The sequence below is a fragment of the Streptomyces sp. NPDC042336 genome (assembly GCF_055581985.1).
This window is the reverse complement of sequence record NZ_JBVJEA010000002.1, coordinates 411,714-434,896: the sequence shown is the minus strand read 5'-3', so window position 1 is coordinate 434,896 and position 23,183 is coordinate 411,714. Positions and strand designations below refer to the sequence as shown.

At 57.4% G+C, this 23,183-nt stretch carries 39 protein-coding genes and 1 pseudogene; 29 read left to right on the top strand and 11 right to left on the bottom strand.

The window, feature by feature from the left end; translation table 11 throughout:
* Positions 1-14: 14 nt before the first annotated feature.
* The 11 genes from ACZ6IM_RS07120 to ACZ6IM_RS07070 all read right to left on the bottom strand — a co-directional run bounded on the left by ACZ6IM_RS07120 (position 15) and on the right by ACZ6IM_RS07070 (position 7,613).
* Positions 15-1,103, bottom strand: coding sequence for a hypothetical protein (locus ACZ6IM_RS07120; RefSeq protein WP_469554701.1), 1,089 nt, complete (start codon positions 1,101-1,103; stop codon positions 15-17).
* Between the two features lie 17 nt (positions 1,104-1,120).
* A complete protein-coding gene (locus tag ACZ6IM_RS07115; protein WP_469554699.1) occupies positions 1,121-1,687 on the bottom strand; it encodes a hypothetical protein in 567 nt (188 codons plus the stop codon).
* An 87-nt stretch (positions 1,688-1,774) separates the two neighbouring features.
* Positions 1,775-3,280: a phage portal protein gene (locus ACZ6IM_RS07110; protein WP_469554697.1), complete on the bottom strand. Its 1,506-nt coding sequence runs from the start codon at positions 3,278-3,280 to the stop codon at positions 1,775-1,777.
* The gene (locus ACZ6IM_RS07105; protein ID WP_469554696.1) at positions 3,270-4,913 is read right to left on the bottom strand and encodes a hypothetical protein; all 1,644 of its coding nucleotides are present in this window, start codon (positions 4,911-4,913) and stop codon (positions 3,270-3,272) included. Before ACZ6IM_RS07105 ends, ACZ6IM_RS07110 begins: the two co-directional genes overlap by 11 nt.
* Positions 4,914-4,927: 14 nt before the next feature.
* On the bottom strand, positions 4,928-5,317 hold the full coding sequence (locus tag ACZ6IM_RS07100) for a phage terminase small subunit (RefSeq protein WP_469554694.1): 390 nt from the start codon (positions 5,315-5,317) through the stop codon (positions 4,928-4,930).
* Between the two features lie 4 nt (positions 5,318-5,321).
* Positions 5,322-5,561 carry a hypothetical protein gene (locus ACZ6IM_RS07095; RefSeq protein ID WP_469554693.1) on the bottom strand — a complete coding sequence of 80 codons (240 nt, stop codon included), beginning with the start codon at positions 5,559-5,561 and terminating at the stop codon, positions 5,322-5,324.
* 442 nt (positions 5,562-6,003) lie between these two features.
* Positions 6,004-6,210: a hypothetical protein gene (locus tag ACZ6IM_RS07090; RefSeq protein WP_469554691.1), complete on the bottom strand. Its 207-nt coding sequence runs from the start codon at positions 6,208-6,210 to the stop codon at positions 6,004-6,006.
* Positions 6,207-6,386 (bottom strand): hypothetical protein, encoded by a 180-nt coding sequence (locus ACZ6IM_RS07085; protein ID WP_469554690.1) that lies wholly within the window; start codon positions 6,384-6,386, stop codon positions 6,207-6,209. Before ACZ6IM_RS07085 ends, ACZ6IM_RS07090 begins: the two co-directional genes overlap by 4 nt.
* Positions 6,379-6,894: a hypothetical protein gene (locus ACZ6IM_RS07080; RefSeq protein ID WP_469554689.1), complete on the bottom strand. Its 516-nt coding sequence runs from the start codon at positions 6,892-6,894 to the stop codon at positions 6,379-6,381. The genes ACZ6IM_RS07085 and ACZ6IM_RS07080 overlap by 8 nt, the downstream gene beginning before the upstream one ends.
* Entirely contained in the window at positions 6,887-7,105 is a 219-nt protein-coding gene (locus ACZ6IM_RS07075) for an Acb2/Tad1 domain-containing protein (protein ID WP_469554687.1), read from the bottom strand. The genes ACZ6IM_RS07080 and ACZ6IM_RS07075 overlap by 8 nt, the downstream gene beginning before the upstream one ends.
* A 376-nt stretch (positions 7,106-7,481) precedes the next feature.
* On the bottom strand, positions 7,482-7,613 hold the full coding sequence (locus ACZ6IM_RS07070; RefSeq protein ID WP_469554686.1) for an HNH endonuclease: 132 nt from the start codon (positions 7,611-7,613) through the stop codon (positions 7,482-7,484).
* A gap of 1,027 nt (positions 7,614-8,640) precedes the next feature.
* Here ACZ6IM_RS07070 and ACZ6IM_RS07065 point away from each other — a divergent pair.
* The 29 genes and pseudogenes from ACZ6IM_RS07065 (at position 8,641) to ACZ6IM_RS06925 (ending at position 23,174) form a co-directional block, all read left to right on the top strand.
* A complete protein-coding gene (locus ACZ6IM_RS07065; protein ID WP_469554685.1) occupies positions 8,641-9,147 on the top strand; it encodes a hypothetical protein in 507 nt (168 codons plus the stop codon).
* Between the two features lie 143 nt (positions 9,148-9,290).
* On the top strand, positions 9,291-9,674 hold the full coding sequence (locus ACZ6IM_RS07060) for a hypothetical protein (RefSeq protein WP_469554684.1): 384 nt from the start codon (positions 9,291-9,293) through the stop codon (positions 9,672-9,674).
* 63 nt (positions 9,675-9,737) lie between these two features.
* Positions 9,738-10,571, top strand: a complete 834-nt coding sequence (locus tag ACZ6IM_RS07055; RefSeq protein WP_469554682.1) for a RecB family exonuclease — start codon at positions 9,738-9,740, stop codon at positions 10,569-10,571.
* 230 nt (positions 10,572-10,801) lie between these two features.
* Positions 10,802-11,050, top strand: a complete 249-nt coding sequence (locus ACZ6IM_RS07050; protein WP_469554680.1) for a hypothetical protein — start codon at positions 10,802-10,804, stop codon at positions 11,048-11,050.
* 175 nt (positions 11,051-11,225) lie between these two features.
* Complete coding sequence (locus ACZ6IM_RS07045; RefSeq protein ID WP_469554679.1) at positions 11,226-11,399, top strand: hypothetical protein; 174 nt, start codon at positions 11,226-11,228, stop codon at positions 11,397-11,399.
* A complete protein-coding gene (locus ACZ6IM_RS07040) occupies positions 11,399-11,692 on the top strand; it encodes a hypothetical protein (RefSeq protein WP_469554677.1) in 294 nt (97 codons plus the stop codon). The genes ACZ6IM_RS07045 and ACZ6IM_RS07040 overlap by 1 nt, the downstream gene beginning before the upstream one ends.
* Positions 11,689-12,072 carry a DUF6915 family protein gene (locus ACZ6IM_RS07035; protein WP_469554676.1) on the top strand — a complete coding sequence of 128 codons (384 nt, stop codon included), beginning with the start codon at positions 11,689-11,691 and terminating at the stop codon, positions 12,070-12,072. Before ACZ6IM_RS07040 ends, ACZ6IM_RS07035 begins: the two co-directional genes overlap by 4 nt.
* A 2-nt stretch (positions 12,073-12,074) precedes the next feature.
* A complete protein-coding gene (locus tag ACZ6IM_RS07030; RefSeq protein ID WP_469554675.1) occupies positions 12,075-12,587 on the top strand; it encodes a hypothetical protein in 513 nt (170 codons plus the stop codon).
* Positions 12,588-12,736: 149 nt separating this feature from the next.
* On the top strand, positions 12,737-13,282 hold the full coding sequence (locus ACZ6IM_RS07025) for a hypothetical protein (protein ID WP_469554674.1): 546 nt from the start codon (positions 12,737-12,739) through the stop codon (positions 13,280-13,282).
* A gap of 2 nt (positions 13,283-13,284) precedes the next feature.
* The gene (locus ACZ6IM_RS07020) at positions 13,285-13,518 is read left to right on the top strand and encodes a hypothetical protein (protein WP_469554673.1); all 234 of its coding nucleotides are present in this window, start codon (positions 13,285-13,287) and stop codon (positions 13,516-13,518) included.
* 70 nt (positions 13,519-13,588) lie between these two features.
* The gene (locus ACZ6IM_RS07015) at positions 13,589-14,410 is read left to right on the top strand and encodes an AAA family ATPase (RefSeq protein WP_469554671.1); all 822 of its coding nucleotides are present in this window, start codon (positions 13,589-13,591) and stop codon (positions 14,408-14,410) included.
* Between the two features lie 17 nt (positions 14,411-14,427).
* Entirely contained in the window at positions 14,428-14,754 is a 327-nt protein-coding gene (locus ACZ6IM_RS07010; RefSeq protein WP_469554669.1) for a hypothetical protein, read from the top strand.
* A gap of 67 nt (positions 14,755-14,821) precedes the next feature.
* Entirely contained in the window at positions 14,822-15,127 is a 306-nt protein-coding gene (locus tag ACZ6IM_RS07005) for a hypothetical protein (protein WP_469554667.1), read from the top strand.
* Positions 15,117-15,545 carry an endonuclease domain-containing protein gene (locus tag ACZ6IM_RS07000; RefSeq protein WP_469554665.1) on the top strand — a complete coding sequence of 143 codons (429 nt, stop codon included), beginning with the start codon at positions 15,117-15,119 and terminating at the stop codon, positions 15,543-15,545. The genes ACZ6IM_RS07005 and ACZ6IM_RS07000 overlap by 11 nt, the downstream gene beginning before the upstream one ends.
* A complete protein-coding gene (locus tag ACZ6IM_RS06995) occupies positions 15,545-15,706 on the top strand; it encodes a hypothetical protein (RefSeq protein WP_469554663.1) in 162 nt (53 codons plus the stop codon). Before ACZ6IM_RS07000 ends, ACZ6IM_RS06995 begins: the two co-directional genes overlap by 1 nt.
* Positions 15,642-15,872: pseudogene (locus ACZ6IM_RS06990) on the top strand (hypothetical protein); the annotation flags it as partial. The gene ACZ6IM_RS06995 and the pseudogene ACZ6IM_RS06990, both read left to right, overlap by 65 nt.
* Before the next feature lie 46 nt (positions 15,873-15,918).
* Positions 15,919-16,620 (top strand): toprim domain-containing protein, encoded by a 702-nt coding sequence (locus tag ACZ6IM_RS06985; protein ID WP_469554661.1) that lies wholly within the window; start codon positions 15,919-15,921, stop codon positions 16,618-16,620.
* Positions 16,620-16,817 carry a hypothetical protein gene (locus tag ACZ6IM_RS06980; RefSeq protein ID WP_469554659.1) on the top strand — a complete coding sequence of 66 codons (198 nt, stop codon included), beginning with the start codon at positions 16,620-16,622 and terminating at the stop codon, positions 16,815-16,817. Before ACZ6IM_RS06985 ends, ACZ6IM_RS06980 begins: the two co-directional genes overlap by 1 nt.
* The gene (locus ACZ6IM_RS06975) at positions 16,817-17,311 is read left to right on the top strand and encodes a DUF3310 domain-containing protein (RefSeq protein WP_469554658.1); all 495 of its coding nucleotides are present in this window, start codon (positions 16,817-16,819) and stop codon (positions 17,309-17,311) included. The genes ACZ6IM_RS06980 and ACZ6IM_RS06975 overlap by 1 nt, the downstream gene beginning before the upstream one ends.
* Positions 17,311-17,496 (top strand): hypothetical protein, encoded by a 186-nt coding sequence (locus ACZ6IM_RS06970; protein ID WP_469554656.1) that lies wholly within the window; start codon positions 17,311-17,313, stop codon positions 17,494-17,496. The genes ACZ6IM_RS06975 and ACZ6IM_RS06970 overlap by 1 nt, the downstream gene beginning before the upstream one ends.
* Complete coding sequence (locus ACZ6IM_RS06965; protein ID WP_469554655.1) at positions 17,493-17,729, top strand: hypothetical protein; 237 nt, start codon at positions 17,493-17,495, stop codon at positions 17,727-17,729. The genes ACZ6IM_RS06970 and ACZ6IM_RS06965 overlap by 4 nt, the downstream gene beginning before the upstream one ends.
* Entirely contained in the window at positions 17,726-18,466 is a 741-nt protein-coding gene (locus ACZ6IM_RS06960) for a ribonuclease H-like domain-containing protein (protein WP_469554653.1), read from the top strand. The genes ACZ6IM_RS06965 and ACZ6IM_RS06960 overlap by 4 nt, the downstream gene beginning before the upstream one ends.
* A gap of 97 nt (positions 18,467-18,563) precedes the next feature.
* The gene (locus ACZ6IM_RS06955; protein WP_469554652.1) at positions 18,564-18,872 is read left to right on the top strand and encodes a hypothetical protein; all 309 of its coding nucleotides are present in this window, start codon (positions 18,564-18,566) and stop codon (positions 18,870-18,872) included.
* Positions 18,865-19,092 (top strand): hypothetical protein, encoded by a 228-nt coding sequence (locus ACZ6IM_RS06950; protein ID WP_469554651.1) that lies wholly within the window; start codon positions 18,865-18,867, stop codon positions 19,090-19,092. Before ACZ6IM_RS06955 ends, ACZ6IM_RS06950 begins: the two co-directional genes overlap by 8 nt.
* Positions 19,089-19,643 (top strand): hypothetical protein, encoded by a 555-nt coding sequence (locus ACZ6IM_RS06945; RefSeq protein WP_469554650.1) that lies wholly within the window; start codon positions 19,089-19,091, stop codon positions 19,641-19,643. The genes ACZ6IM_RS06950 and ACZ6IM_RS06945 overlap by 4 nt, the downstream gene beginning before the upstream one ends.
* A gap of 4 nt (positions 19,644-19,647) precedes the next feature.
* A complete protein-coding gene (locus ACZ6IM_RS06940; protein WP_469554648.1) occupies positions 19,648-19,827 on the top strand; it encodes a hypothetical protein in 180 nt (59 codons plus the stop codon).
* Positions 19,824-21,884 carry a ribonucleoside-triphosphate reductase, adenosylcobalamin-dependent gene (gene nrdJ / locus ACZ6IM_RS06935; RefSeq protein ID WP_469554647.1) on the top strand — a complete coding sequence of 687 codons (2,061 nt, stop codon included), beginning with the start codon at positions 19,824-19,826 and terminating at the stop codon, positions 21,882-21,884. The genes ACZ6IM_RS06940 and nrdJ overlap by 4 nt, the downstream gene beginning before the upstream one ends.
* Before the next feature lie 97 nt (positions 21,885-21,981).
* On the top strand, positions 21,982-22,530 hold the full coding sequence (locus ACZ6IM_RS06930; protein ID WP_469554645.1) for a hypothetical protein: 549 nt from the start codon (positions 21,982-21,984) through the stop codon (positions 22,528-22,530).
* Positions 22,531-22,607: 77 nt separating this feature from the next.
* A complete protein-coding gene (locus ACZ6IM_RS06925) occupies positions 22,608-23,174 on the top strand; it encodes an aggregation-promoting factor C-terminal-like domain-containing protein (RefSeq protein ID WP_469554643.1) in 567 nt (188 codons plus the stop codon).
* Positions 23,175-23,183: the final 9 nt, after the last annotated feature.

The following is a 23,183-nucleotide window of genomic DNA, read 5'->3' as shown; positions in this document are numbered from 1 at the left end:
AGGGAAGGGTTGGGTCACGGAGTGGCAGTAGCCGTCGCGTTGTGAGTGCCGATCAGGGCCTCAACACCACGGGCCACAACGATCTGCTCAGGGCGGATCACCTTAGCGTCGTAGATGACACGAGACTTCACAGCCGCGGTGAAGGACTTCTCCGGGGAGTACGCCTTCATCTCAGCGTGCGGAATGACCAGGGACGCAGCCTGAGTCGAGCCCATCAGGATGTCCACGGTCTTGAAGGCGTCGTGCGAGCCACGCATCAGCTTGCCCTTGTTGCCACCGGCACCGCCGGTAGCCGGACGGGTGTGAGCGCCGAGCTGGTTTGAGACGCGAACCGGGAGACCGAGGATCTGACCAACCACACCAGACTGCATGACATTCGCACCGAAGTGAGAGGCGTCAATGAACTTCGGGTCAAGCAGAAGCTCGGAGTACAGGTTGGGGGAGATGAACAGGTAACGGCTCAGCGGAGCATTCTTGATGTTCAGGTTGCGGATCATCGCAACAATGAAGTCGTAGACACCGATGACACGGTCAGTCGGGAAGTCAGTGTCCAGAACCTCATCAATCTTCCCGTGCAGAGCCGGCAGGCCCGTGACAACGGCGTTCGGGTCCCGAGTACCGTTCAGGTCCTTACCGCTGACCGCAGCCAGGATGGTCAGAGCCAGGGTCTTGTCAATCGAGACAGCCGCGGCACGAGCACGCTGGCGAACCAGGTTGCTCATCAGGTCCAGGCCGGCCTTGGTCTGGAGCTGGTGAAGGGAGTCCAGCTCGATGTGGAACGAGGAGCCCTTGTTCACGGTCATCTTGATGTACTCAAGCGCCGCACGGTCCGCCGTGCCGATCTCGCCGTACGCCTCAACCATGCCCTTATCAACCACAGTGTCAACAAAGTGGGGAATACGAACAACGTCGCCTTCCCGGCGGAACACACCGTCATAATCACGGTTGGTGATGGTGGACGAGCTAAGCAGAAGCTCGTCCTCAATGTCGTCAAGGAGCTGGTCAGTCCAAATTTCCGGGATGAAGGTGTCCACAACAGTGCTGTTGTAGGTCCCGCCATCCTGGCTGTACCAGCCGTTAACAGGAGCGTTCTCAGTAGCCATAGATATACCTCAGGTTCTTAGTCATTACCTCCGAGGAGAGCGCTACGAACTCGCCCGTCTTCACGGGCCTTCTTGCGGTCCTCACGAGACATCCGGTTGTATTCCTCACGAGAGAGCCCAGGGGCATTACCGCCCTGGCGACCAAGACCGAGATCCTGTCGATAGCCCTGCTGCTGAGGCTTGGGGAGAGAGCTGACGAATGCTTCAATTGCGCTCTTGTCAGGGCGCCCATCAGCTCCCAGAAGGGAACTGGTGTTAATGAATCGCTCCTCAGGGAGCTGAACGCCATTAGAAGCGGCCTGGGCTCGCAGTTCCGCAGCCACAAGGTCAGTGCCAACCTCGGACAGGGCTGCATTGCGCGCTTCCTGCCGAGCCTGCTCAATCTGCTTCTCAGCGTCTGTCATCTGAGATGCCTTGAGCTGGTCACGCTCCTGAGAGACTTCCTTCCACCGGTCCTCATTGGTCCGGGAAAGGCCCTTCCACTTGGTGACGTTCTGGCGCTCTGCATCAAGCAGAGCCAGAGCCTCTTCAAGCGTGCTCGGGGGAGTCTCGGTGTTCTGGTCGTTCTGGTTGTCGTCAGCCATGGTTTGCTCCGTCCATTTCGGCTCTTGAGCTGGAAATAAAAAGAGCCCCCAAGCCATTTCGGCGGGAGCTTCGTTAGTACAGTGGTTTTACTTGGCCGCGGAAGGGTCCTTCTGCTTCCGGGCCTGGTTGCCGGCGTTGCCTTGAGGGGCCTTGGCTGCCATTGCGGCTGCCTTGTCTCCAGGTCGTGCAACTGGCTTGCCGTCAGGGCCCACAGGGGCTTCCGGCTTGGGAAGGTGCTTCTGAATCTCGGCTTCGTCCTTGGCGTCCTGAATCCGCATTTCACGGAACCGCTCAATCTGGGCTGGTGTGTAGCCAGCAGCCGACAGAAGCTCATCACGGGGAACACCAAGTTCCTTCTGCTTGATCAGAGCATCCATGTGTTGAGCTTCAGTTCTGTTTTCGGGGTCTCGCCATATGATCTCCGCACTGAACATTTCGTCCGTGTGCTTACCCTTGACCTTGAAGGCAAGGCGCATTACGCGCTCCCAACCCTCACCAAGGTGAGTCATACTGTCGCGAGTCTTGGCAATGAGACCTGCTTCAGCAGTTGCATTTGCCTCGCCCGAAGGTGCAGCAGACTTGTTGGCCAGCATGTACGAAAAGGGAATTCTCGTAACCGCGGCAAGGTGCTGCACAAGCATGTCAACCAAAGTCACGTAGTTACCAAGGTCAGCCGCTTCGAACTGACCAAACTTGGACAGAGGGTCTTCTGCCTGGAGGATCTTGGTGATACCAGGGTCCCAAGGCTCTCTGGGGTTTCCCTGGTCATCCTCCTGAATCTCCAAACCACTGACCCAACGCTGAGGCCAAGCCGCATACTCACTTGCCACAAGAGCGTCAGCCGTCACCTTGTTGATCGCGTTCTGAATAGGAATGACCGGCTGGAGGTCAGAGACAGGATCGCCCACAAGGCGAGTCCTGCCCATGAGAGGAACGATGGGAACCTCTCCCATTGGGTTGGGGGCAGGACTACCAAGGACCTGTGCTGCAAGACCGTTCATGTCGAACTGATAGACCTCATTGGGGAGGAACAGAGTTCCATACTCCTTGCCCCAGGCGTCCTTGTAGAACTTGGCGCCGGCCAGCAACTCCCTGCGAGAGCCCGGCTTGTACTCGACTACAACCTCAAGAGGGGACTCCACGGAGATAACAGGCTCACCATCATTGTCTCCCCAGACAACGGCGTATGAGACGCCGTTAATAAGGGCTTCACGGTTGCCTGTGTTGGACTCGGAGTCCATGTAGTTCCGCTGCCAAATGGACCGAGCGTCCTTGTCAGCCTCGGTGTCTTCCTCAGTCATCCTGAAGCCGTCAATAGCCATTCGCTCATTGACGGAGTCAATGATGAGGCCAGAGAAGTTGTCACTCCACTGAGCAAAGATGTGGCCATATTGATTGTGATACCTGGCTTGGGAGAACACCAACTTCTGATGCTGACCTTCGTAGTAAGCCTGATATTTCATGAACGTCTGCTTGTTCCGCAAGAGCTTTGAATACAGCCAGTTGACCCATTCAATGGGAGTCTGGGGGGAAGAGAAAATTCCCGCTGCTGCACTGCCATCGCTGTTGTAAGGAGCTGTCTCAGAAGCCAACGACCCTCCCCCTCCTTCGCTTCATTCGTCCGTCTGCAATGGCGTCTGCTCTCGCCTCAAGGGCGAGGATTGCGCACACAGCAAGGTCGATCTTCCGTTTACTCCGTGGGCTGTCCTTCTGAATGAGAATTCCGACTTCTCCACCAACCATGACTTCACGAGTCACGGCATTGAGGACGTGACGAGTAAGACGCTCGTCCCCGTCATGGCAGAGTTCCTTGGTCATTACTGCGGAGCGGAAACGCTCCGTGGCCTGCGTCATCCTGGTTGGCTTGTTGGTCCAGAACTCAAAGACGTACTCGGTATCCCGAGTGGCGAACTGGATTGCCCATCGGCCCATGGCCTCTTGGAAGTACGGAGGGTCTCCGTAGAACCACTCAACCTGGTAGTCCTTGAAGGCTTTGTAGACCGCGGCTTCAACCGCGAGGGTGTCCACTTCCCAGTCATCCCGAGCGTTCTCGGGCTTTTCCCATACGTCCAGGACGAAGAGCTTGCCGTCACTCAGCCTGCAACCCACCAAACCTGTTGAGTCATTTCGGATACTTCCATCAAACCCAATGGCTATCTGGTCCCCAGGCTTGATGGGGTTCTCCTCCTGGAGAACTAGATCCCATTCATCCTTGGGCATCCAAGTGTCTGCGGACTCAGCAATCTGGTTCAGGTAGAACCGATGAGCCACGTTCTTGGGCGTGCGAGGATCCTGAATGGCTTGGATGATGCTATCCACATCAACCCAGTAGGAATCCGCGTAAGCCTCTATGACAGCCTCTCGGACTGCTTCAGTGTCCTTGAGGTCAATCTCAGGATTGGAAGCTTCTACGCAGTCGTACAGGAGGCCAGGAGTACCGGCCTCGAAGGCATCGAAGGTCCCCTGGGCAACAGACGCTTCGTTGGGGGAGAATGCGTTCGTGCTCTCAAGGAGACGAGAGCCGGCGCCCGCGGTCTTACGAACGTTGCGGTCCAGCACCTCGTAGACGTATACGCCCTGGTTATTGGGGACGAGGTGATGTGACTCGTCAAGGCATACAAACGTCTGCCGGGCGCCTTCCAATCCTCGGGACGAGGCTGTAACCGGCTCGATCTTTCCGGGCTTCCCAGACTTGAACTGAACCAGGGTCTTGCCAATGTCCAGGTCAAATTCCCGCTCTGCGGGGGACTCGGCAAGCATGCCGCGGATGGCGTCGTACACGTTCTTCGTCTGGTCGATAGACGTGGCTGCCAAGTTCACCAAGGGAAGCGCAACACGCTTACCAATGGGATGCAGTTCGTTACCAACGTGATGAGGGCCTCTACCCTCCACCTCACAGGAGTAGCACCGTTCTCCCTGTCGGGCCCAATGGGAGAACCGACAGGGACCAATGAACTCAATGATGCAGAGGGCTGCAAGGACGGGGCTCTTCCCCCATCCTTTGCTGCGACGTAGAGAGCCTGTGGAGTAGACCCACTTACCGCGGTCATCAACCGCGAACCAGTGGGCCAGGAACCTAATCTGTTCTGGAGTGAACTTCCAGGGTTGGCCGGCTCGTTCTCCGTCCGGCTGCACAATGAAACGCTGTGCCCAAGCAAGAAGCTCCCAAGCCAATGTGCGCTTGGGAGCCTCACTAGGGGCGTTGCCAGTCTGAATGGCAATCACCCCCTTGAGCTTATTCAGTTACCAAACGCCTTCAAGAAGTTCTCGGTATCGGACACCAACTGTTCCGCGGCTTCCTCTTCGGAGAAACCCTCTTCCTTCTTCTCCTCAAACTTCATCCGGAGCCTGGCTCGGTCTTCGTTGGTCGCTCCGAACTTGGCAACCCTCTGCCGGATCTCGCCGGCCAACTTACGATCACCCTTAATGAAGTCGTCTACGAGGATGGTTACCATCTCCAATTCGAACCAGTCAGTCTCAAGAAAGGTCTCTGACTGGGGAGATGCGGCCCAGGTCTTCCAGAACTCCTTGGCCATAGCAGTGGAGATAGGAAGAGTCCGCGGAAGAGGACGACCAGGACGGGTGTCCTTGGATATCTCAGTTGCCGACTCGTGCTTGTTCCTGCGCACCGCGTTATCCTTCGGTGCTGGCCCACGGCTTCCCATTGACGAACACCTCCCCAGGACTGACGGTGATGTAGTAGTTCCGAGGAATGGTGTAGCCATAGGAAGCCGTCTCCACATCCTCAACAAGTTGATTGATCCTTTGTTGGATCTCCTTGAGCCGAGTCAACTCGTCGTCAGTCAACACATGCTCTTCAGCGATCTGTCCGTCAGGAAGCACCTCAACACGGCAGTTCTCATGTGAACACATCGAAGACCTCCTCAATGGCGTCCACAATCGTCTTGCCCCAGTCCCGCTTCTCTTTAGCCTTCTGAGACCTCTTGGAACGGCTGTAATCTGGGCAGTCAGGGCCGGACTCACAAGCACACTGGCGACAGTAGGGCCGAGAGAACTTACCTAGCATCCGGGCCATCAGAACCCCATCCGAATGAAGGAACACACATCACAACCCTCATGAGTCTTGAAGAAGTCCTGAGTCTTGGCAGCGTTCCTAAAGGCAATTTCATAGTGCTTGGTCAAGTCATCGTGGTATCGGTCGTCATCAACACCGACTCGATACCGCATGCCTTCAGTACAACGTCCTGTGGCACACATCAGAACTCCATCCCCATGACGTACCTCTGAGGCATGGCCTCATAGCAGAGCAGAATGAATCCGAGCCAACCGACTGCAACCATCTCTTCAGTGGTCATCAGATGCCTTCCCGCACAAACTCAAGAGGGCATCCCTCGTCACAAATGGTTTCCTCACACAGAGGGCAGCAGATGCCATCCCAGTTGAGTTCAACTGCCTGGGCAACTGACATGAACTCCGTGGTATCCACTTCAAACCATTGGGAGAGAATCCGAAGTGTTGCAGCAACAGTTGAGACGACTGTAAGGACTTCCTCATCCGTCACAGGTTCACCTCATTCAGCACGTCTGCATACTCCGGATAGAGGTCTGCAAGCTCCTCCAGGTCCGCCTTGGCCTGTTCCTTCCAGGAACGGCGCTCAGACGCCTTGGAAGGCTTGTTGGCCTTCATCAGAACTTCCTCGGAGAAGAACTCAAGCAGGTCATCATCAAACTCAGGCATTAGCTTCTTCCAGGTTCGTGAGGAGCTGGTACAGGTCACCAGGCGTGGAGTCGCCTGGGAACTTGCCGGGGAACAGTTCAACGCCGGCACGGCGGTATGCCTCTACGACGAGCTGAGAACAGATCAGGTGGCCTGACGAGGCCACTCGTTCCAGAACCCACCGCGGGCGGATACCAAGCCGCTCAAGGGCAATGGAGAGGTAGTCAAGGAAGGAGTACGGAGTACCAACGAGAGCGTTGGCCTCGTCAACAATCGTCAGTCGCTGCCAAGGCTTGAGATCAATCAGTCCCGTAGACCACTTCACAACAGGCGAAGCCTCTTCGAGGGGGATCAGCTCTGCACCAGAAGGCATGGCCTGGACGACCAGGCCATTGCCTACGTAGACCAGGGCGTGTTGGACAGGAGCGAAGTCCCCAACGAACCATTGACCGAAGTTCACGAACAGGCCGGCCAGTCCACCTATCTTGGTGAGTCCAATGTCCCCAGGAAGAGGCTGAGTCTCAGTCATTAACACTCCGAGCAATCGCAGCGTTGGCCCAGAACATGACCTCTTCGAGCTTGGTGAAGGCAAGCCACTTCTCGCGGCCCTCAGGAAGAAGCTCGTTCAGATGGTCCGCAAGCTGCCGGCAGCTCTGTCGAGCTGAGGTGTGCTCGTCCCGCTTCTCCTGCCGGCTGGCAGCATGGAAGGCAAATCGGTGCTCAATGTCTTCAGGACTCATCGGCTGGTCTCCTGAGGAGGTGGGGGAGGGGGAGGACACTGGGACATCTCGCAGTTGTGCGTCCAACACCAGGTGGGGCTACGCATCTCTTCTTCGGTAGGCAAGGCCAACTCCTGTTTGAGGGAATGAAAAAGCCCCGCTCACAAGGAACGGGGCTGGGTTAAATGTTGATGACAGGGCCTAGACTGTTCATGACTCAGTCATCATCAGCCCTGCCAAGTGGATGTGGGGGAGTCGAACCCCTGGCTGAGCCGGCACCTTTCGGTCCCTCTGACTTCCAATCAGACTCACATCCATATGCCCATCACGCCATCGGCCATGGGCTCTGATCCGCGGCAAGTAGTCCAGTTCCCTGGTCCTCACGGTTCAGCAAGTCCTAACCAAACTTCCTGGACTTGGCCTTGTGGTCCTCCTTGCAGAGGACTTGCAGGTTCTCCATCTCCCAGGAACCCCCCTTGGCCACAGGGATGATGTGGTCCACCTCCAGGTCGGACCTTGCTCCGCACATCTGGCAGGTGAACCGATCCCTGGCCAACACCTGAGCCCTGATGGAGGGCCAGTTGGCCGGCCTGTTCTGGTTCCTGGCAGAGGTGTTCTGCCAGGGCCTCCGAGTCTGATGCTCTCGGCACCGGCCATCTCGGAACGTCCTGGTGGTGCAGCCGGCTCGCAGGCATATCGATGCGGCTCTGGGCAACTTGTGCACCCCCAAGAAGTCTTGACGCAGAACCAGGCTCCTGGTCTGCCCCAGGCCACCTGATCCCACTTCCGGCTTCCCGCGGAAGCCGGCTAAGTTCTGGCCCCGGCTGGGTACTTGTCTGGCAGCCGGGGCCCAACACCTTCTTGGATCTCTCAAGACCTGGAGACAACAAAGGCCAAGGCTCATAGAAGCCTTGGCCATCTCAACAGGGAGATCGAACAAGAAGGAAACCTGGTAGAGAGTCTCTTCAGGAGACTCTCCTAGTAGTTACCTACTAGTCGGAAGCCCCTTAAGGGCTTCCTCTGTAGTTCTTGTCTATCGGGGCTCCTTAAGAGCCCCTCTAACTACTTACTCTCTTAACTTCAGTCTAGCATGTACCTGTATCGCATGTCAACCAGGCTCTTCAAGGAGCCTGGTCTCTACTTTCTTCTTCTAATATAGATGTCGGTGTCACTGGAAGGTACTTTGTGACAGCCAAGGGAGAAGTGAGATCCAGATCACAGCCTAGGTGGCTGGTTCCAGTCATCTCCGTTGGCCAGAGGTTAACCCGTGTCCTAGAGTGCCCCTCAGGAGTCCTGTGTGCCTTTGTCCAGGCCAAGGTCCATGTGGAGGTCCCAGTGTCTCGTCTGGGTGGTTTGAGGTCCTCTGAGGGGCGTGTGTGGCGTTGGGTGGCTACAGAGCGGGAATGCAAGACTCCGTATAGACATGTGATGCACGTCACACGTTGATATGCGAGACAGGTCTACTCTCTGCTCGTTACGGTAGGTGGAGCCAGCGGGGCAAAGATGCCCCGATAGGAGGGCCCCTGCATGATTTCCCGCCGACTTAAGGAATTAGCATGCCCACGAAGCACCTCAGCGACGCAGCTCTGATCGAGCTATTCCATGAGGGAGTGTCCGACAAGGACATTGCCGCTGAGTTTGGTATCACTGTTCAAGCTGTAAGTAAGAGGCGTCTCCAACTCAACTTGCCTCGGAAGTCGACAGCTCAGAAGGTTGCTGCCGGCCTCCGAGTGAGGTGGAAGCTGCGGAACACGCAGGACGCCGACAGCCACTCCAGGAAGTACGCCAACATGAGGCTCAGGGAGTGGTTGCGTTACCGGTACGGGGACAAGGATCTGAGCGAGGATCAGATCCGGCTTGCCAAGGGGTGGGTCCGTGAGCGGATGGAGCAACAGGACGTCCTCTGTTACAACCCTGACCTTGAGGAGGAGCCCTTCTACTACCGACCACGCCGGCCCGAGGACGGGCGCCTGTTGATCGACTGGCCGGCAGACCTGCCGTTCCCCAGCACCAGGTTCAAGCAGGCCCTTCAACTCCCCTTGGAGCCGCCATCCCAGGACTAAAACCTCAAACAGACCTCAAGACCTCCTGTTGACCAGGAGGTCTTTGGCGTTTCTTAGGACGCCCTAATGGTTGTATGTCAAGGGGTGTGACTATCGTCACGTTGATATGCGATGTTCATCTCTCAACAGGTTGTGTAGATTTCATGAACGTCGAGCCGCTATTTGGTTCGCTGAAGGTCCAACGGGAGGGCCACATGCTCCACTTGATCACGCGTCAGGACGCCATAGAGGCTCCGCAAGACGTACTGGGGATGATCCACGGGGGCACTGTCGCCCACACGGAAGTCTGGGACGAGACGATGGCCATGCTGATCCTGGAAGTCCATGGTCAGCCGTTTGGACGCTACTTCCAGCTCTTCATCACTGACCTGGTGGACCAGGTTGACGCAGAGGTGCTGGAGGTGTTGTCGGCCGAGCTGGGTAAGAGCTTGGCTGACTGTGTAGTTGGGCGGAAGAGGGTCTTCAAGGAACACCCGGACTTCGTCGGCAGCAAGTACTACGACTCTGTGATGGTGTACGGAGGATGAGACCCTACCCACCGGGGGCCGTGTCATTCAGGGACACGGCCCTCACTCATGTCTGGAGGAAGTATGAGCAAGAGCATTGAGAACCAGCCGCGGTCTGTGTCGCAGGTTGACCAGTACGAGAAGTGTGGTTGGCAGTTCTACCTTCAGCGGGTGGAGCGGGTGACCTCGCGGCCGGCGGCCTGGTCGTTCCAGGGCACCGCGTTCCACTCGGCTGCTGAGAAGTTTGAGAAGGAGTATGGGCTTCCCTCGGAGGAGGAGATGGTTCAGCTCTTCTCTGACCAGTACTCAGCCATGGTCAACGGAGCCATGTACAAGCAGCCTGACCTCAACCGTTGGATGACTGCGAACAAGAAGCCCGCTGGTGCGGACATTGAGGAGAGGTACCGCCTCGGTCAGTCTCAGGTTCGGGACTACGTCAGGTGGTCCAAGGAGAACCAGCCCGAGATCTGGTCTGAAGGAGGGGGCTGGAACGGTTTCGACATCTCGGAGGCTGACGACTACACGCCCCGGGTGGGCCTGGAGCTGTACTTCAAGGTGGAGCTGGGAGGCGTGGTCGTCCGCGGGTACATCGATCAGCTCGTTCAGGAGGACGATGGTTCAGTGAGGGTCCGGGACCTGAAGACGGGGACGACAAAGAGTCACTTCCAGTTGGAGACCTACGCCGTGGCCGTGCGTAAGCAGCTCGGGCTTGAGGTCAACAAGGGGGACTGGTACTTCGGCAAGACAGGCAAGCTGTCCAAGACCGTGGACCTCTCCGAGGTGACCGAGGATCAGGTAGCAGCTCGGTTCGTGGAGATGGACCAGGGCGTGAAGGCCGGCAGGTTTGAGGCCAATCCGGGCTTCCACTGCCAGTTCTGTGACGTGTCGCACGCCTGCCGGTTTTCTCGTGCCCGCTAGTTGATATGCGACATAGACTGTGTCATACTGGAAGTAGAGGGAGGGCGAGATGCACTACGTAGGAAGATTCCGAGTTCCCCGTTGGTTGTACGAACTTCTACCTCCATCGGCACACAGAGTTGCCGATAGGTTCGGTGGAGTCGAGTAAGTAGAGGGATCAGGGGCCCGATGGTTAGGGCCCCTTCCCTCGGCCCATTGGTTGATATGCGATATGAGACGGAGTCTCCGAAGTGAGTCTTGACGAGTTTGGAATAGAGACAACTGATCAGGCACTTGAGGTCTTCGCTCTGGCCATCAGTCTGGTGGCAATGGGTCTGGAGGATGCTCTCCATGAGCAGCCGGACAATCCTGTTCTGGTTCCGCTGGCTGCGGACCTGGTCACTGCCTACGTGCAGAAGTCGTTTGGGACGACTGATGCTATTGCGGAGCACATGGCAGACAGTCTGGTCTCCGCCACCCTGAAGGAGATGGATCTGTGAGTGCACGAGACTGGATCTTTGCTCGTTTGACAGGTGCTCTGATTCACCCTGACGTGGCGAATGAGGCGCTGGACGACTTCGCACATGAGCTTGCTGAGGACATTCGAAACCTCTACGCAAGTGGTGCCCCCTGCTGTGACCGATGTGCCGATGGGATTGACCCGGAGGTTGAGAAGTGACTGAGAAGGACACGCTTGCTGAGTGGCTGTTCAATCGGTTCTCCAAGTCACAGCTCTTCGAGGATCGTGACTGGAACAAGCTCCATGACGATGACAAGTCCTTCTGGGAGCACGAGGCCAACGCTGTTCGTCGGGCTGTTGCCCGCGGTGGATTCAAGGAGGAGCTGTAGTGTCTGAAGACTGGACCCTTGAGGCCGGTAAGCGTCTTGCAGTTCAGCGGAGTGACTTCCTTCGAGACTGGTTCGTCTCGTACTCGCCCCGGAACTGTTCGGAGTACGCCGAAGGTCCGTGGGAGCACTGGGTTGATCTGGCTGTGAAGATCCTTCAGGACCCGTTTACTGCCATCACCCGACCCGAGGCCCACGAGCTGAGCAAGCAGCTCGAAGTCAAGGACTACTACAGCGATGCCAACCGCTACCTGACGGATGAGGAGCTGGTTGAGCGGTTTGGGGAGGATCAGTGAACTCCGTCAATCACGCCCAATCGGCCGCCCGTAAGTGGGGTGGTCAGATGGAGGACTACCTTCCAATCGAAGAGTATCTGGATAGCTCCAAGCAGATCATCGGAGACGTTCGACACCGAGCCATCTACCACCACACCCTTGGCGTGTGGCTGGTTCAGCAGAAGTTTGGACCCACCATCTCTGTCACCAAGTCCAGTGGCAAGGTCGTTCAGGTGCCGACTCGGCTTATTGCCGAACGGCACATCATCGAAGACCTGGGTTGGCTTCCCTCGCCGGCTGACTACCTGAAGAACACTCCCGTTGAGAAGTGGATGTCTGGCTCTCAGCGCAAGGAAGTTCCTCTGTCCACTCTCCTTCTCTCCCAGCCTTCGGAGGTCTGACTATGACGACTGACACCAACTTCCTCGGTATGCCTGTCTCTGGTGACATCACCCAGGGCTCGTCCCGAGTTGACCAGAAGCCTATTGAGGAGCTTGCTCCTCTGTTCCAGGCCCTCCTTGATGACCCGACCATCGTCGAGTTCGGGTGGAGTCAGTACACCCCGTACTTCAACGACGGGGACACCTGTGAGTTCGACGCCAACGAGCCCTGGATTCGGACCACTGCTGAGGTGGACACGGATGAGGAGTTCTTCAGCAAGTGGGAACTGGACGTTTGGGGGCACCCGACCCTTGGTAAGATGAACGGCCACTATGAGGGAGAGTGGCCCAACCGTAAGTACGTTGAGGACGGCTACGAGGGTCCCAACGAGCCTCGCTACCGGGCCGTGCAGGCTTTCTCCTCAGCGATTCAGTCTGGGCACTACGACAATGTCCTCCTGGAGCACTTTGGCGACCACGCCCTGATCACTGTTCGGTACAGCGGCATTGAGGTTGAGTTCTACGAGCACGACTAGCTGATGCCGACTAGCCTCTTTTTTTGGTCTCAGGTTGACATGCGACATCGAACCTCGTAGGGTAGGTACTGGGAGGTCAGGGAGCATCCAACCGCTCCTGGTCTCCGGTAAAGTCCCCTCTCACAGAAGGACTTACGAGGGGGGACCTCATGATCAGGAAGTCTGTGTACGCCGTGGCCGGCGTCATCTCTCTGGCACTCACTCTGGGAGCTTGCTCTTCGGATGAGCCGGCAGAGAGCAAGCCGGCTCCAGCCTCCAGCACGACCGCGGAAGTCAGTCCTGTGGCTGACACTCCGACTCGGAAGCAGGGAGCTGACCAGTACTTGAAGCTGGTGGCTCCCTACAACGAGGCACTTGAGGAGTGCTCGAAGGTGATGAACCCTCTGATGGAATCCCAGGCTTCGTCTCCCGATGACTTCCCCAAGCTCCGAGCTGCTTGCAAGGGCATGCCTGAGGCGAACAGGACGTTCGCTGATGAGCTGTCCAAGGCCAAGTGGCCGGCTGAGGCCGCGGAAGCGGTTAGCCAACTGGTGGACGAGTCCCGTGCTGATCAGTTGGCCTGGCAGGAAGTGTCTGAAGTCAAGACACACGAGGATCTGTTCAACCCCGACCATCCTCTGAGTGAGGATGGGCCGGCTGCCGGTCTGGTGAGGGCTCATCTCGGGCTTCCGCCCGTTGAGGATCTTGAGGAGTAGACGTGAGTGCACGTGAAGACCTGGAAGCTCTTCTGGAGTTCTACGGGGTGGGTCCGGTTGGTCGACAGAAGGTTCAGTATGCAGTAGCTGACCTCCTTCATGAGGAGGCTGAGAAGATTCGGGCAAGTCGACTGGAAGCCCCGGAGGGCTTCACTCACCGGGAGTCCTGGATAAATGCCTGGAACTCTGGTCGTGACGACTCTGCTGGCCTGATCGATCCGTACAGCACCGAGTAGCACCCCCCCTGAACGCTGAAGGCCCCGAGACATCACCTCGGGGCCTTTTTGCATGTCCGGAAGGAGATCGATGTACTCACTCGTACAGAGTGCGAGGATCAAGGGCTCTGCTGGAGAGCCCATTCCCAATCCGTCCAAGGCACTTCAGAAGCTGGACGTGGACTTCCGACGAGGGGAACTCTCCCTTGTGGCTGCTGGTCCTGGTACAGGCAAGTCTCTGTGGGCTCTGAACCTGGCTCTCTACGGTTCTCTGCCGGCTATGTACTGGTCCGCGGACTCGAATGCTGCAACGCAGCTCAGTCGTTCCACGGCAATCTTGACTGGCGAGAATGTGAAGGACATCAAGAAGGCTCTCCTGGAAGACAAGTTCTCGTCCTACGAACGTGTCCTGGGTGACAAGTGGTGGATCAGGTTCTCTTACGAAGCCATGCCTACGCCGGCCGATATGGAAGCAGACCTGGAGATCTACTACGAGGTCTTCGGATGTCACCCGCATTTGTGTGTGGTGGACAACATTACCAACGTGGACACCGGGGGAGCCGGCGATGCCGAGTCCTTCACATTTGGCCTCGAAGGCATGTGTGAATACCTGAACGACATGGCCAGGGAAACCGAGGCTCACGTCCAGGCACTTCACCATGTCACTGGTGAGTGGTCTGACGGCTTGAAGCCCATTCCGTTGTCTGGGGTCAAAGGCAAGATCGGTCGTGTGCCGTCCCTCATCATGACCATCCATCGGGAGCCTGATGAGGTTGGCATGAACCGGGTCTTGAACCTGAGTCCTGTGAAGAACCGTGAAGGCTTTGCGGATGCCTCTGGGCAGAAGTTCGCAGCCATGGAGCTGGACAGCAACACCCTTCGTCTCAAGGACGTTGAGGGGCTCGCCTTCTGATGAGTAAGGAGACAGGCATGTTCAAGGTCGGAGACAAGGTTCGTATCCCCGGCAGGGACGAGAACCAGGGAGTAGTGGTGTATGGGCCCTACCTGGGTGATACAGGTGCTTGGTGCCTGGTTGAGAAGCCATGCGGTCATCACTTTGCTGCGGCTGTAGAGATCCTGAGGTATGTCCCGCGGTTCGAGGTGGGTCAGGTGGTTCGTACTCGTAGCGATGGCTTCCTGTACAGGATTGAGGCTGGTCCCTTCCGGCGTGAGGGCAATCCTATGTACGTCCTGGTGGACCCGGATGGGAACCACAAGGTGAGCTATGAGGATCTCATGTCTCCGGTTGAGGAGTGACGTGGATCACTCCTTCACATCTGCTTCACAGGTTGATATGCGACACGACAGGGAGCACACTAGAGACATGAAGCGCACACAAAACACACACAAGAGCAACGGCTTCGGTCTTCAGAAGGACATCACGGGGGACGGGGCAGTCATCCTCCTTCGGATCACGAACCCTCGCCGGCTGAACGCCGAGGCCCTCGGTAAGACCCTGATGCACCTTTTCCAGGGTGGCTACAAGACCCTGATACTGGACCAGGGCAGGGCGGGCAGGGTCAAGATGAGCCTCCTGGAGTTCCTGGGTCGACTCCAGTCGACCTTCACCGAGTCCAAGTATCTTTTTTTTGAGCGTCAGTTGAAATGCGACATCCGTCGTGTCTTCTAGGGCTAGGACACGGAAGTGCACGAGGTGCCTGAAGAACAGAGCACTCAGGTTCTTCACACCGAAGGGCCGGATCTGTTCGGACTGCCGTAAGAAGAGTCGCTCCAAGGCGACTCACGAAGCTCGGGTCACGGACACATATGGGCTCCTTGACGGGGAGTACGAAGCCCTCCTCCAGGCCCAGGGTGGCGTGTGTGCCATCTGTGGCCAGTCCCGGAAGTACCGCCTCAATGTCGACCACGACCACAAGTCAGGGCTTGTCCGGGGTCTTTGCTGTCGTCTCTGCAATGGCCGGCTGCTGACGGCAGCCAGGGACAACCCTCAGACGCTCCTCAATGCGGCTGAGTATCTGACCAATCCTCCTGCTCTTCGAATCCTTGGAGAGCGTCTTCACAAGACCTTCCGTAAGGACACTGACTGATGAACGAGATCAACTCTTACATCTCTACGTTCCGTGAGTACGCCGGCAACGCGCACTTCATGAAGCAGCTCCAGCGGGAGTACTCCTTCCCCGTGAGTGTCTACCAGGAGAACGAGGACGGTTCCCGTGCGCTGGTCCGAGTCGAGTACTCCGCGGCCTAAGCCGTCGATCCTCGAAGCCTTCGAGCAGTACTACCCCGAAGTTGAGATCCCTGAATGGGGAGGGCCTTGGAAGAAGATCCTCTGTCCGATCCATGCGGAGGACAGGCCAAGCGCCACGATCAACCCTGAAGTTGGTTACTGGAAGTGCCATGCATGCGATCTCTCAGAGGACGCCTACAGCGTGGTCATGAGAGAGGAGGGAGTGAGCTTCCTTGAAGCGAAAGCACGGGCAGATGCCTGGTTCGGTGGAGGCAGCGGAGACGTACAACCGTCAGTACCTCGGGAGCCCAGCAGACGAGTACCTGAGCGCCCGCGGTTTGGGCGAGGGGGCCGCAACGTGGCTCCCCGGGTACGTAGGCGATTTGGTGATGGTGGGTCATGAGAAGTACCGGGATCACCTGGTGGTGCCGTACCTTCGGCCGGCTGGAATCCAGTTCATCTCCACTGTCCGCTTCCGGTGCATCCGGGACGAGTGTGTCAAGGACACGGACGGGATCTACCACTTCCTGAAGAACCAGAAGGAGCACCACGAAGGGCACTCCAAGTACCAGTCCCTTCCTGCTGACTCACCGCGGCTCTACAACACCGCGGCGATGAACCGCAGTGATGTTCCGTACATCGCCATCACCGAGGGCGAGTTCAGTGCCTGGGCTGCTGAGCTGGACGGGATTCCCGCGGTAGCTATCCAGGGTGTGAGTGCCTGGAAGGACTTCTTCGATAGGGCCTTCAAGGGCTATGAGAAGGTCTTCCTCCTGGGAGATGGGGACGAGGCCGGCCAGAAGATGAACGAGAAGTTGGCTGAACGACTCCCCAACGGAGTCCCCATCACCCTGCCTTCTATTGAGGACCCTGATTCTCTTCGTCGCCAACAGGGTGACGGTTCTATCCGACGACTGCTTGGTTTGGAGAAGTGATGCTCAAAGTCGGTGACAAGGTTGAGGTCATTACCCCCGGTGATCCACTGTTCGGTGCTCTCGGGGAAGTGAAGCAGCTCTTTGAGGAAGTTGCCGTTCCTCGGGGCGTCGGAATCGTCCTTGAGGACAGGGCGGCCCTTGGTGAGGTCGTTCTCTGGTTCGGTCAGGAAGAGCTTCGTTGGGTGGTGGAGGACTGATGTTCAAGAAGGATGACCGCGTGATTGTGGTTCGAGACAACCACGACAAGGGTGCCTACGTTTTTGAACGGGGCGTTGTCCATCACGTAGAGAACGCAGAGGAGTACGAGGTCCGTGTCCGGATGGACAAGGGTGGTCGTATCAACTTCGACTCCAGTGAGCTGGAGTATGAGGAGCGCTACGACGCTCTGTCTGCTCCGCTGACCCATGAGGGCAATTCTTTTTGCCCAGAGGTTGATATGCGATACACTGGAGATGAGGGGGAGAAGTCGCCTGGTGAGACTGACATGGTGGCTCATCCCAGTCACTACACCTCTCACCCCTCGGGGGTTGAGTGCATCGAAATCACCAAGCACTACAACTTCCCCATTGGCTCGGCCATGAAATACCTGTGGCGTGCTGGTCTCAAGGACGAGGACACGGAGATTCAGGATCTCCGCAAGGCCATCAAGTTCATTGAGTTCGAGATCGAACGTCTCGGGGGGACTGTCTGATGAGGATCTACGAAGCCTGGATTGTCGATGCTCACCAGAGCATCTGTGAATGGAACGTGGGCTCCATGCAGCTTGGGGACCATGACTTTGATTTCGATCTGGAGAGCGCGGGGTTCTCCGTGGAGGAACTTCTTGAGTCCCTGCCGGCCGGTAAGGCTCTTGTCATCAAGGAGGTACAGCAGTGACTGAAGCAGAGATCATCATTGATTACAGGGACTCACAGGGGTCGAATCAGGTTCATATCGTCCGCTCGGAGATTGAGGCAGAGGACTTCTTGGGAGAAGTCCATGAGGCTGTTGAGGTTATCACCAAGGATGGTTTCTTCCTGGTTATGGAGGAGCCTCGGTACGTCTTCATTCCTCCGGGTCAGGTTCTCCAGATTCAGTTCAACCTCATTGAGACGGAGGGCGGCTCTTGAAGCTACTTACGCTGGACATTGAGACCAGTCCGAACCTAGCTCATGTATGGGGCTTGTGGCAGCAGAACGTAGGGCTCAACCAGCTCCTTGAAAGCGGAGAGGTCATCTGCTTCGCAGCGAAGTTCAAGGGTGAGGAGGACGTTGTCTTTCGGAGTTCCTTCCACGACGGGAAGGAGACGATGGTTACCGCGGCTCATGAACTCCTGGACGAAGCTGATGTTGTAATCCACTACAACGGGAAGAGATTTGACATCCCTCATCTCAACCGGGAGTTCGTTGAGGGGGGCCTTAAGCCACCTTCTCCTTACGCTCAGATCGACCTCTTGCAGGTTGTCAAGAAGCAGTTCCGTTTCCCGAGCAACAAGCTCGACTACGTCACCAAGGCCCTCGGCCTGGACCACAAGGTCCAGAACTCTGGCCACACCCTTTGGGTCAAGTGCATGGCCGGCGACTACCAGGCTTGGGAGGAGATGAAGAAGTACAACGTCCAGGACGTTGTGATTACTGAGCAGCTCTATGACCGACTGCTTCCCTGGATTCCTTCCCACCCTGCCCATGGCCTTTACCAGGAAGGCGATGAGGAGACCTGCCCCAACTGTGGGGGAGTTGACCTCAAGAAGAGGGGATTCGCCTATACGCAGGTCTCAAAGTTCCAGCAGTACCGGTGTGAGGACTGCGGTAAGTGGGTCCGCGGTGGTAAGCGACTTGATGGTGTCGAGATTCGAGGAGTGAAGTGATGGCTATGTTCTGGGCTTTCGTTGCTGGTCTGTCTCTGGGATGGCTGACCATGCTTGTCTTCGTGGCCATGATTGTTGGTAACAAGGAGGCGAAGCGATGAAGACTCGCATCTTCACCCCTGAGGAGCTTGAGGGGATTGGAGTTCCCTTCGAGTGTGACAACAGTGAGGGCACTGCCGAAGAGCTGCATGACGAGCTGTTCGACACCTCTCGGTGGTCTCACATCTATGAGTTCGTCTTTCGAGCCCCGGACGACGGTAAGACGTACCTCGTCTATTACGAGACTGGGGCGACTGAAAGCGTTGATCAGGATCTCTGGAACTGGGAAAAGGAGATTCAGGCTGTTGAGGTCGAACAGGTCCAGGTGACCAAGACCGAGTGGAAGCCGGTGAAGACTGATGGCTAAGAAGACGGTGCTCTTCAACCAGACCATCGGAATCTCCGTCACTGTCGAGACGGATTCCACTGATCCTGAAGAGATCATTGATCAGGCGTGGGAAGAAGCTCCTGGCGGTGTCTGTGCTCAGTGTGGTGGTTGGGGCCAGACCTGGAGTCGGGATGATGACGGGGAACTTGAGCCTGTGGTGATCGATGGCGAGTACCAGATTTACACGGAGGACGAGTGACCGAGGAATTTGACTGGGAGCCGGTCATCGAAATCGCAGGCAAGGTTGCCTGGGAGATCGCTGAGAAATGGTCGGTGGTTGAAGCCGATGATGTGAAGCAGGAGATTCTTGAGCACATCCTTCGAGAGCGGGAGAAGCTCTCTGAGCACCTCGGAGATGAGGAGTTCGTTCGTAAGGCTTGCATGGTGGCCGGCAAGCGGTTTGCTGCCAAGGAGCGAGCCCACTATGACCTGATGGATGACCAGTACTGGTACACGCCTTCTGAAGTCCGGATTGCTCTTCGGAGCTTTGTGCACTCAGACGAGGAAATCGGTCAGGTCATGGGCAAGAAGGATGACCTGACCAAGGCTGTTATCTCGGACAACATCGTGACTGCTCGGGCTGATGCTGATAAGGGCCTCATGAAGCTGTCTCAGGGCTACAGGGACGCTGTTAACAAGGTGTTTGTGTACGGAATCCCTCCGGAGTCCGAGAACGAGCGCAGGGCGGCATACAGGGCTGTTGACAGCCTGACGGCAATCATGAACCGCAACATCCGGACGGGACGGTAAAGCAGTGAAGCGGATCACGACCACACTGGTTGTTGAGATCGATGACGATGTGTTTGAGGACGAGTACGACTCTGACGAAGGTCGAGTCCTCTACATGGCTCTTGAGCATGGTGACGCTGGAGGAGAGTTCACCTCCAACTGGACTGACAAGCCTGTCGTTGAAGACGTTGAGGAGAATGTATGACGGAGTTCAAGAACGACACTTCCAAGCAGGTCTACTACCGTACTTACAGCCGGACGAAGCCGGACGGCTCTCAGGAGACTTGGCCTGAGACCGTTCGTCGTGTGGTTGACGGGAACCTGAAGCTGGTTGAGCCGCGGTACATCGAAGAGGGTGAGCGTGAGGCCCTGGTCGACCTCATTGAGTCCTTCAAGGTTCTGCCGGCTGGCCGGCATCTGAAGTCCAGCGGTGTCAATGATTTTGCGCTGAATAACTGCTGGGCTGCTGGCTGGGATGCCGCCCGACCTGAGGAGCACTTCACCTTCACCCTCCTCCGCCTGGCGGAGGGTGGGGGAGTGGGCAGCAACTACTCCTCTCGGTTCCTGGAGGACTTCCCCGCGGTCCAGGTCCCGGTTCAGGTTCACATCGTCTGTGACCCTGAGCACCAGAACTACGAAGACATGGTGGAGGCTGGTCTCATCTCGACTGAGTACAGCCACGATTGGGCCGGCGCGTATGCGGTGGAGGACTCCCGAGAGGGCTGGGCTGAAGCCCTCGGTGACCTGATCCGTACTGCTCATGACCCGAAGACGAGGCACACCCAGCGGGTCTACGACGTGAGTCGTGTCCGGTGTAAGGGCAGCCCGCTGAAGACCTTTGGAGGCACAGCTTCGGGCCCGGAGCCCTTTGCAGAGATGATGTGGGAGGTTGGGGAAATCCTTCGGGATTGTGCCCGAACGGGAGCCTCCTTGGAAGAGGATGTCTCCCTTGGGGGTCTCCGGACAATGCGGATTGACCACGCCATTGCCAAGGCCATCGTTGCTGGTGGTGTCCGTCGTTCTGCTCGCATGTCCATCATGCGTTGGGATGACCCTCTCATCTTCGAGTTCATCAACATCAAGAAGGAGGGAGGTCACTGGACCACCAACATCAGTGTTGAGGTGGATCAGGAGTTCTTTGGCTACCTCCAGGATTACAAGGAGATGGGGGATGAGGCATATGAGTACAGCACTCGTGCTGCTGAAGTCCTCCAGGCCATCGCTGAAGGCATGCTCCACAATGGGGAGCCTGGGGTGTGGAACTCTGCCCTTACGGCAGAGGGAGAGGTCGACGGAACGTATGTGACCAATCCTTGTGGCGAAGCCACACTGACTCCCTGGGAGCCGTGCAACCTGGGTTCGGTGAACATAGCCAAGTTCGTCAACTCGTTTGGAGACGTAGACCTCTGGAGTCTTCTGAGAGCCCACAGGCTCATCACTCGGTACCTGATCCGAGCCACGTTTGCTGACGTGGCTGACCCGAAGTCTGCTGAGGCCATCGCTCGTTACCGTCGTATCGGTGTCGGTCACCTCGGCTTCGCTGACTTCCTGTACCACCAGGGGGTCAAATACACCGAGGCTCCTACCGATGGCTACGTGCGCTCCATGCTGATGGACTGGGCTGACGCAGTGGACGAGGCAGCAGCCGAGTACGCCAACGAACTCCGCATCCCTGTCCCGATCAAGAAGAGGGTGATTGCCCCGACTGGCACCATCAGCAAGTTGGCCGGCGTCTCTGGTGAGGCGACGCATGCTCCGTTCGCTGACTACTTCATCCGGCGCATCAGGTTCTCGGACCTGGAGCCGTCTGAGGTGGCTCAGGTTGAGGAGTACCGGCGCAAGGGCTACCGAGTTGAGAAGGACCGACAGGCAGCCAACACCACGGTGGTGGAGATCCCTACAAAGGACAGCCTTCTTGACGAGCTGGAGTACCCGGAGTACTTCCAGCACGCCGGGGAGCTGACCATCCGGGACATGCTGAACGTCCAGCGGATGTATCAGGAGTACTGGGCTGACCAGGCCGTGAGCTACACGGCCAACGTGGACCCTGGCCAATACTCGGTGGACGAGCTGAGTCGGCTCCTGGCTGAGTTTCTACCTGAGCTGAAGGGGACCACCATCTTCCCTGAGCGGTCCTTCGATCAGGCTCCCTACGAGCGGGTCTCCTTCGAGGAGTACAAGGCCCGTGCTGAAGAGGTGGGCATCGAAGTGACTGACACTGGCTTCGATGAAGTCTGTGCTAGTGGTGCTTGCCCTGTGTGACCCACACCACTTGCTACTAGGTTGATATGCGATACCGAGACTGCCATACTGGAAACAGAGGGAGGGGCTCAACTCCCCTCCCTGCTTGGAGGACTTGATGACTGACTTTGACCCGACTGCGCCTTGGGGGCAGAAGAGCCCCTGGGATGTTGCCCAGCCCGACACCAACACCACTGCCCAGGAGGCGCCTGTGTCCAACCAGACTGTTGCTGCTGCCCCGAACCCTTACAAGATTGGCTTCACCCTTAAGGCTGCTGCCGGCTATGACGCTGAGTGGCTCACGCCGACTGTCTACGGCTCCACTGCGGAGGAGACCGCTCAGCGGGGCAAGGATCTGCTGATGGCCATGAAGGCTGTTGGTCTCATTGAGTTCACTGCTCAGGCTGCTGAGTTCACCCGCGGGCAGTTCCTTGGTGCTGGTGGAGCCAAGCAGGCTCCTGCTCCTGCTGCCCAGCCGTCCTTCAACCCGGCCAGTGGTCAGGTGCAGTACGGGGGCCAGGCGCCGGCCGCGGCCCCTGCTGGTGGTTCGGACCGGCCCGCTCATGTTCCGGCCCACTTCACCTACAAGGAGGGGAACAAGAATGGGAAGACCTGGAAGGGCTGGTTCCCGCCCCGCGGTTCGAGTGAGGCTCCGATCTGGGTCTAATTTTTTTGATCACTAGTTGATATGCGATACGGGGGCCGGTAATCCGGCCGGCCCCCTTGGTTCGGCATCGGAGATGTATGAATGACAAGAAGCTCGAAGTCCTGTTCGTGGCTTGCGGGATTACCGGGGCGGGTTTGATTGCTGCTGGTGCCTTGCTCGGGTCTAGTGAAGATGTTCCAGAGAAGGTCTACCTTCCAGGTCCCACGGTCACTGAGACCGTGCACAAGCCGATGAAGGTAGAGATTCCTGGTCCAACAGTGACCAAGAAGGTGGAAGTCACCAAGACTGTTCGCCCTAAGATCCCTGCCTCTGTGTCCCGCTCCAACGAGCGAAAGACACCCAAGACTTCGGCTGTACCTCAGGGATCTGCTCGGGCTGTCGCCCAGTCCATCTTCGGCTCTCAGTTTGCCTGTGCTGACTCTCTGATTGCCAAGGAGTCCGGCTGGAACGTCTCGGCTACTAACCCAAGTTCGGGAGCCTACGGGCTCCCTCAGGCCCTGCCTGGTTCCAAGATGGCGTCCGCGGGAGCGGACTGGAGAACCAATCCGGCTACTCAGCTCCGATGGATGAAGTCATACGTCGATTCCCGCTATGGCGGGGTCTGTAATGCCTGGGCTCACTCCCAGGCGAACAACTGGTACTGAGGAGACCAC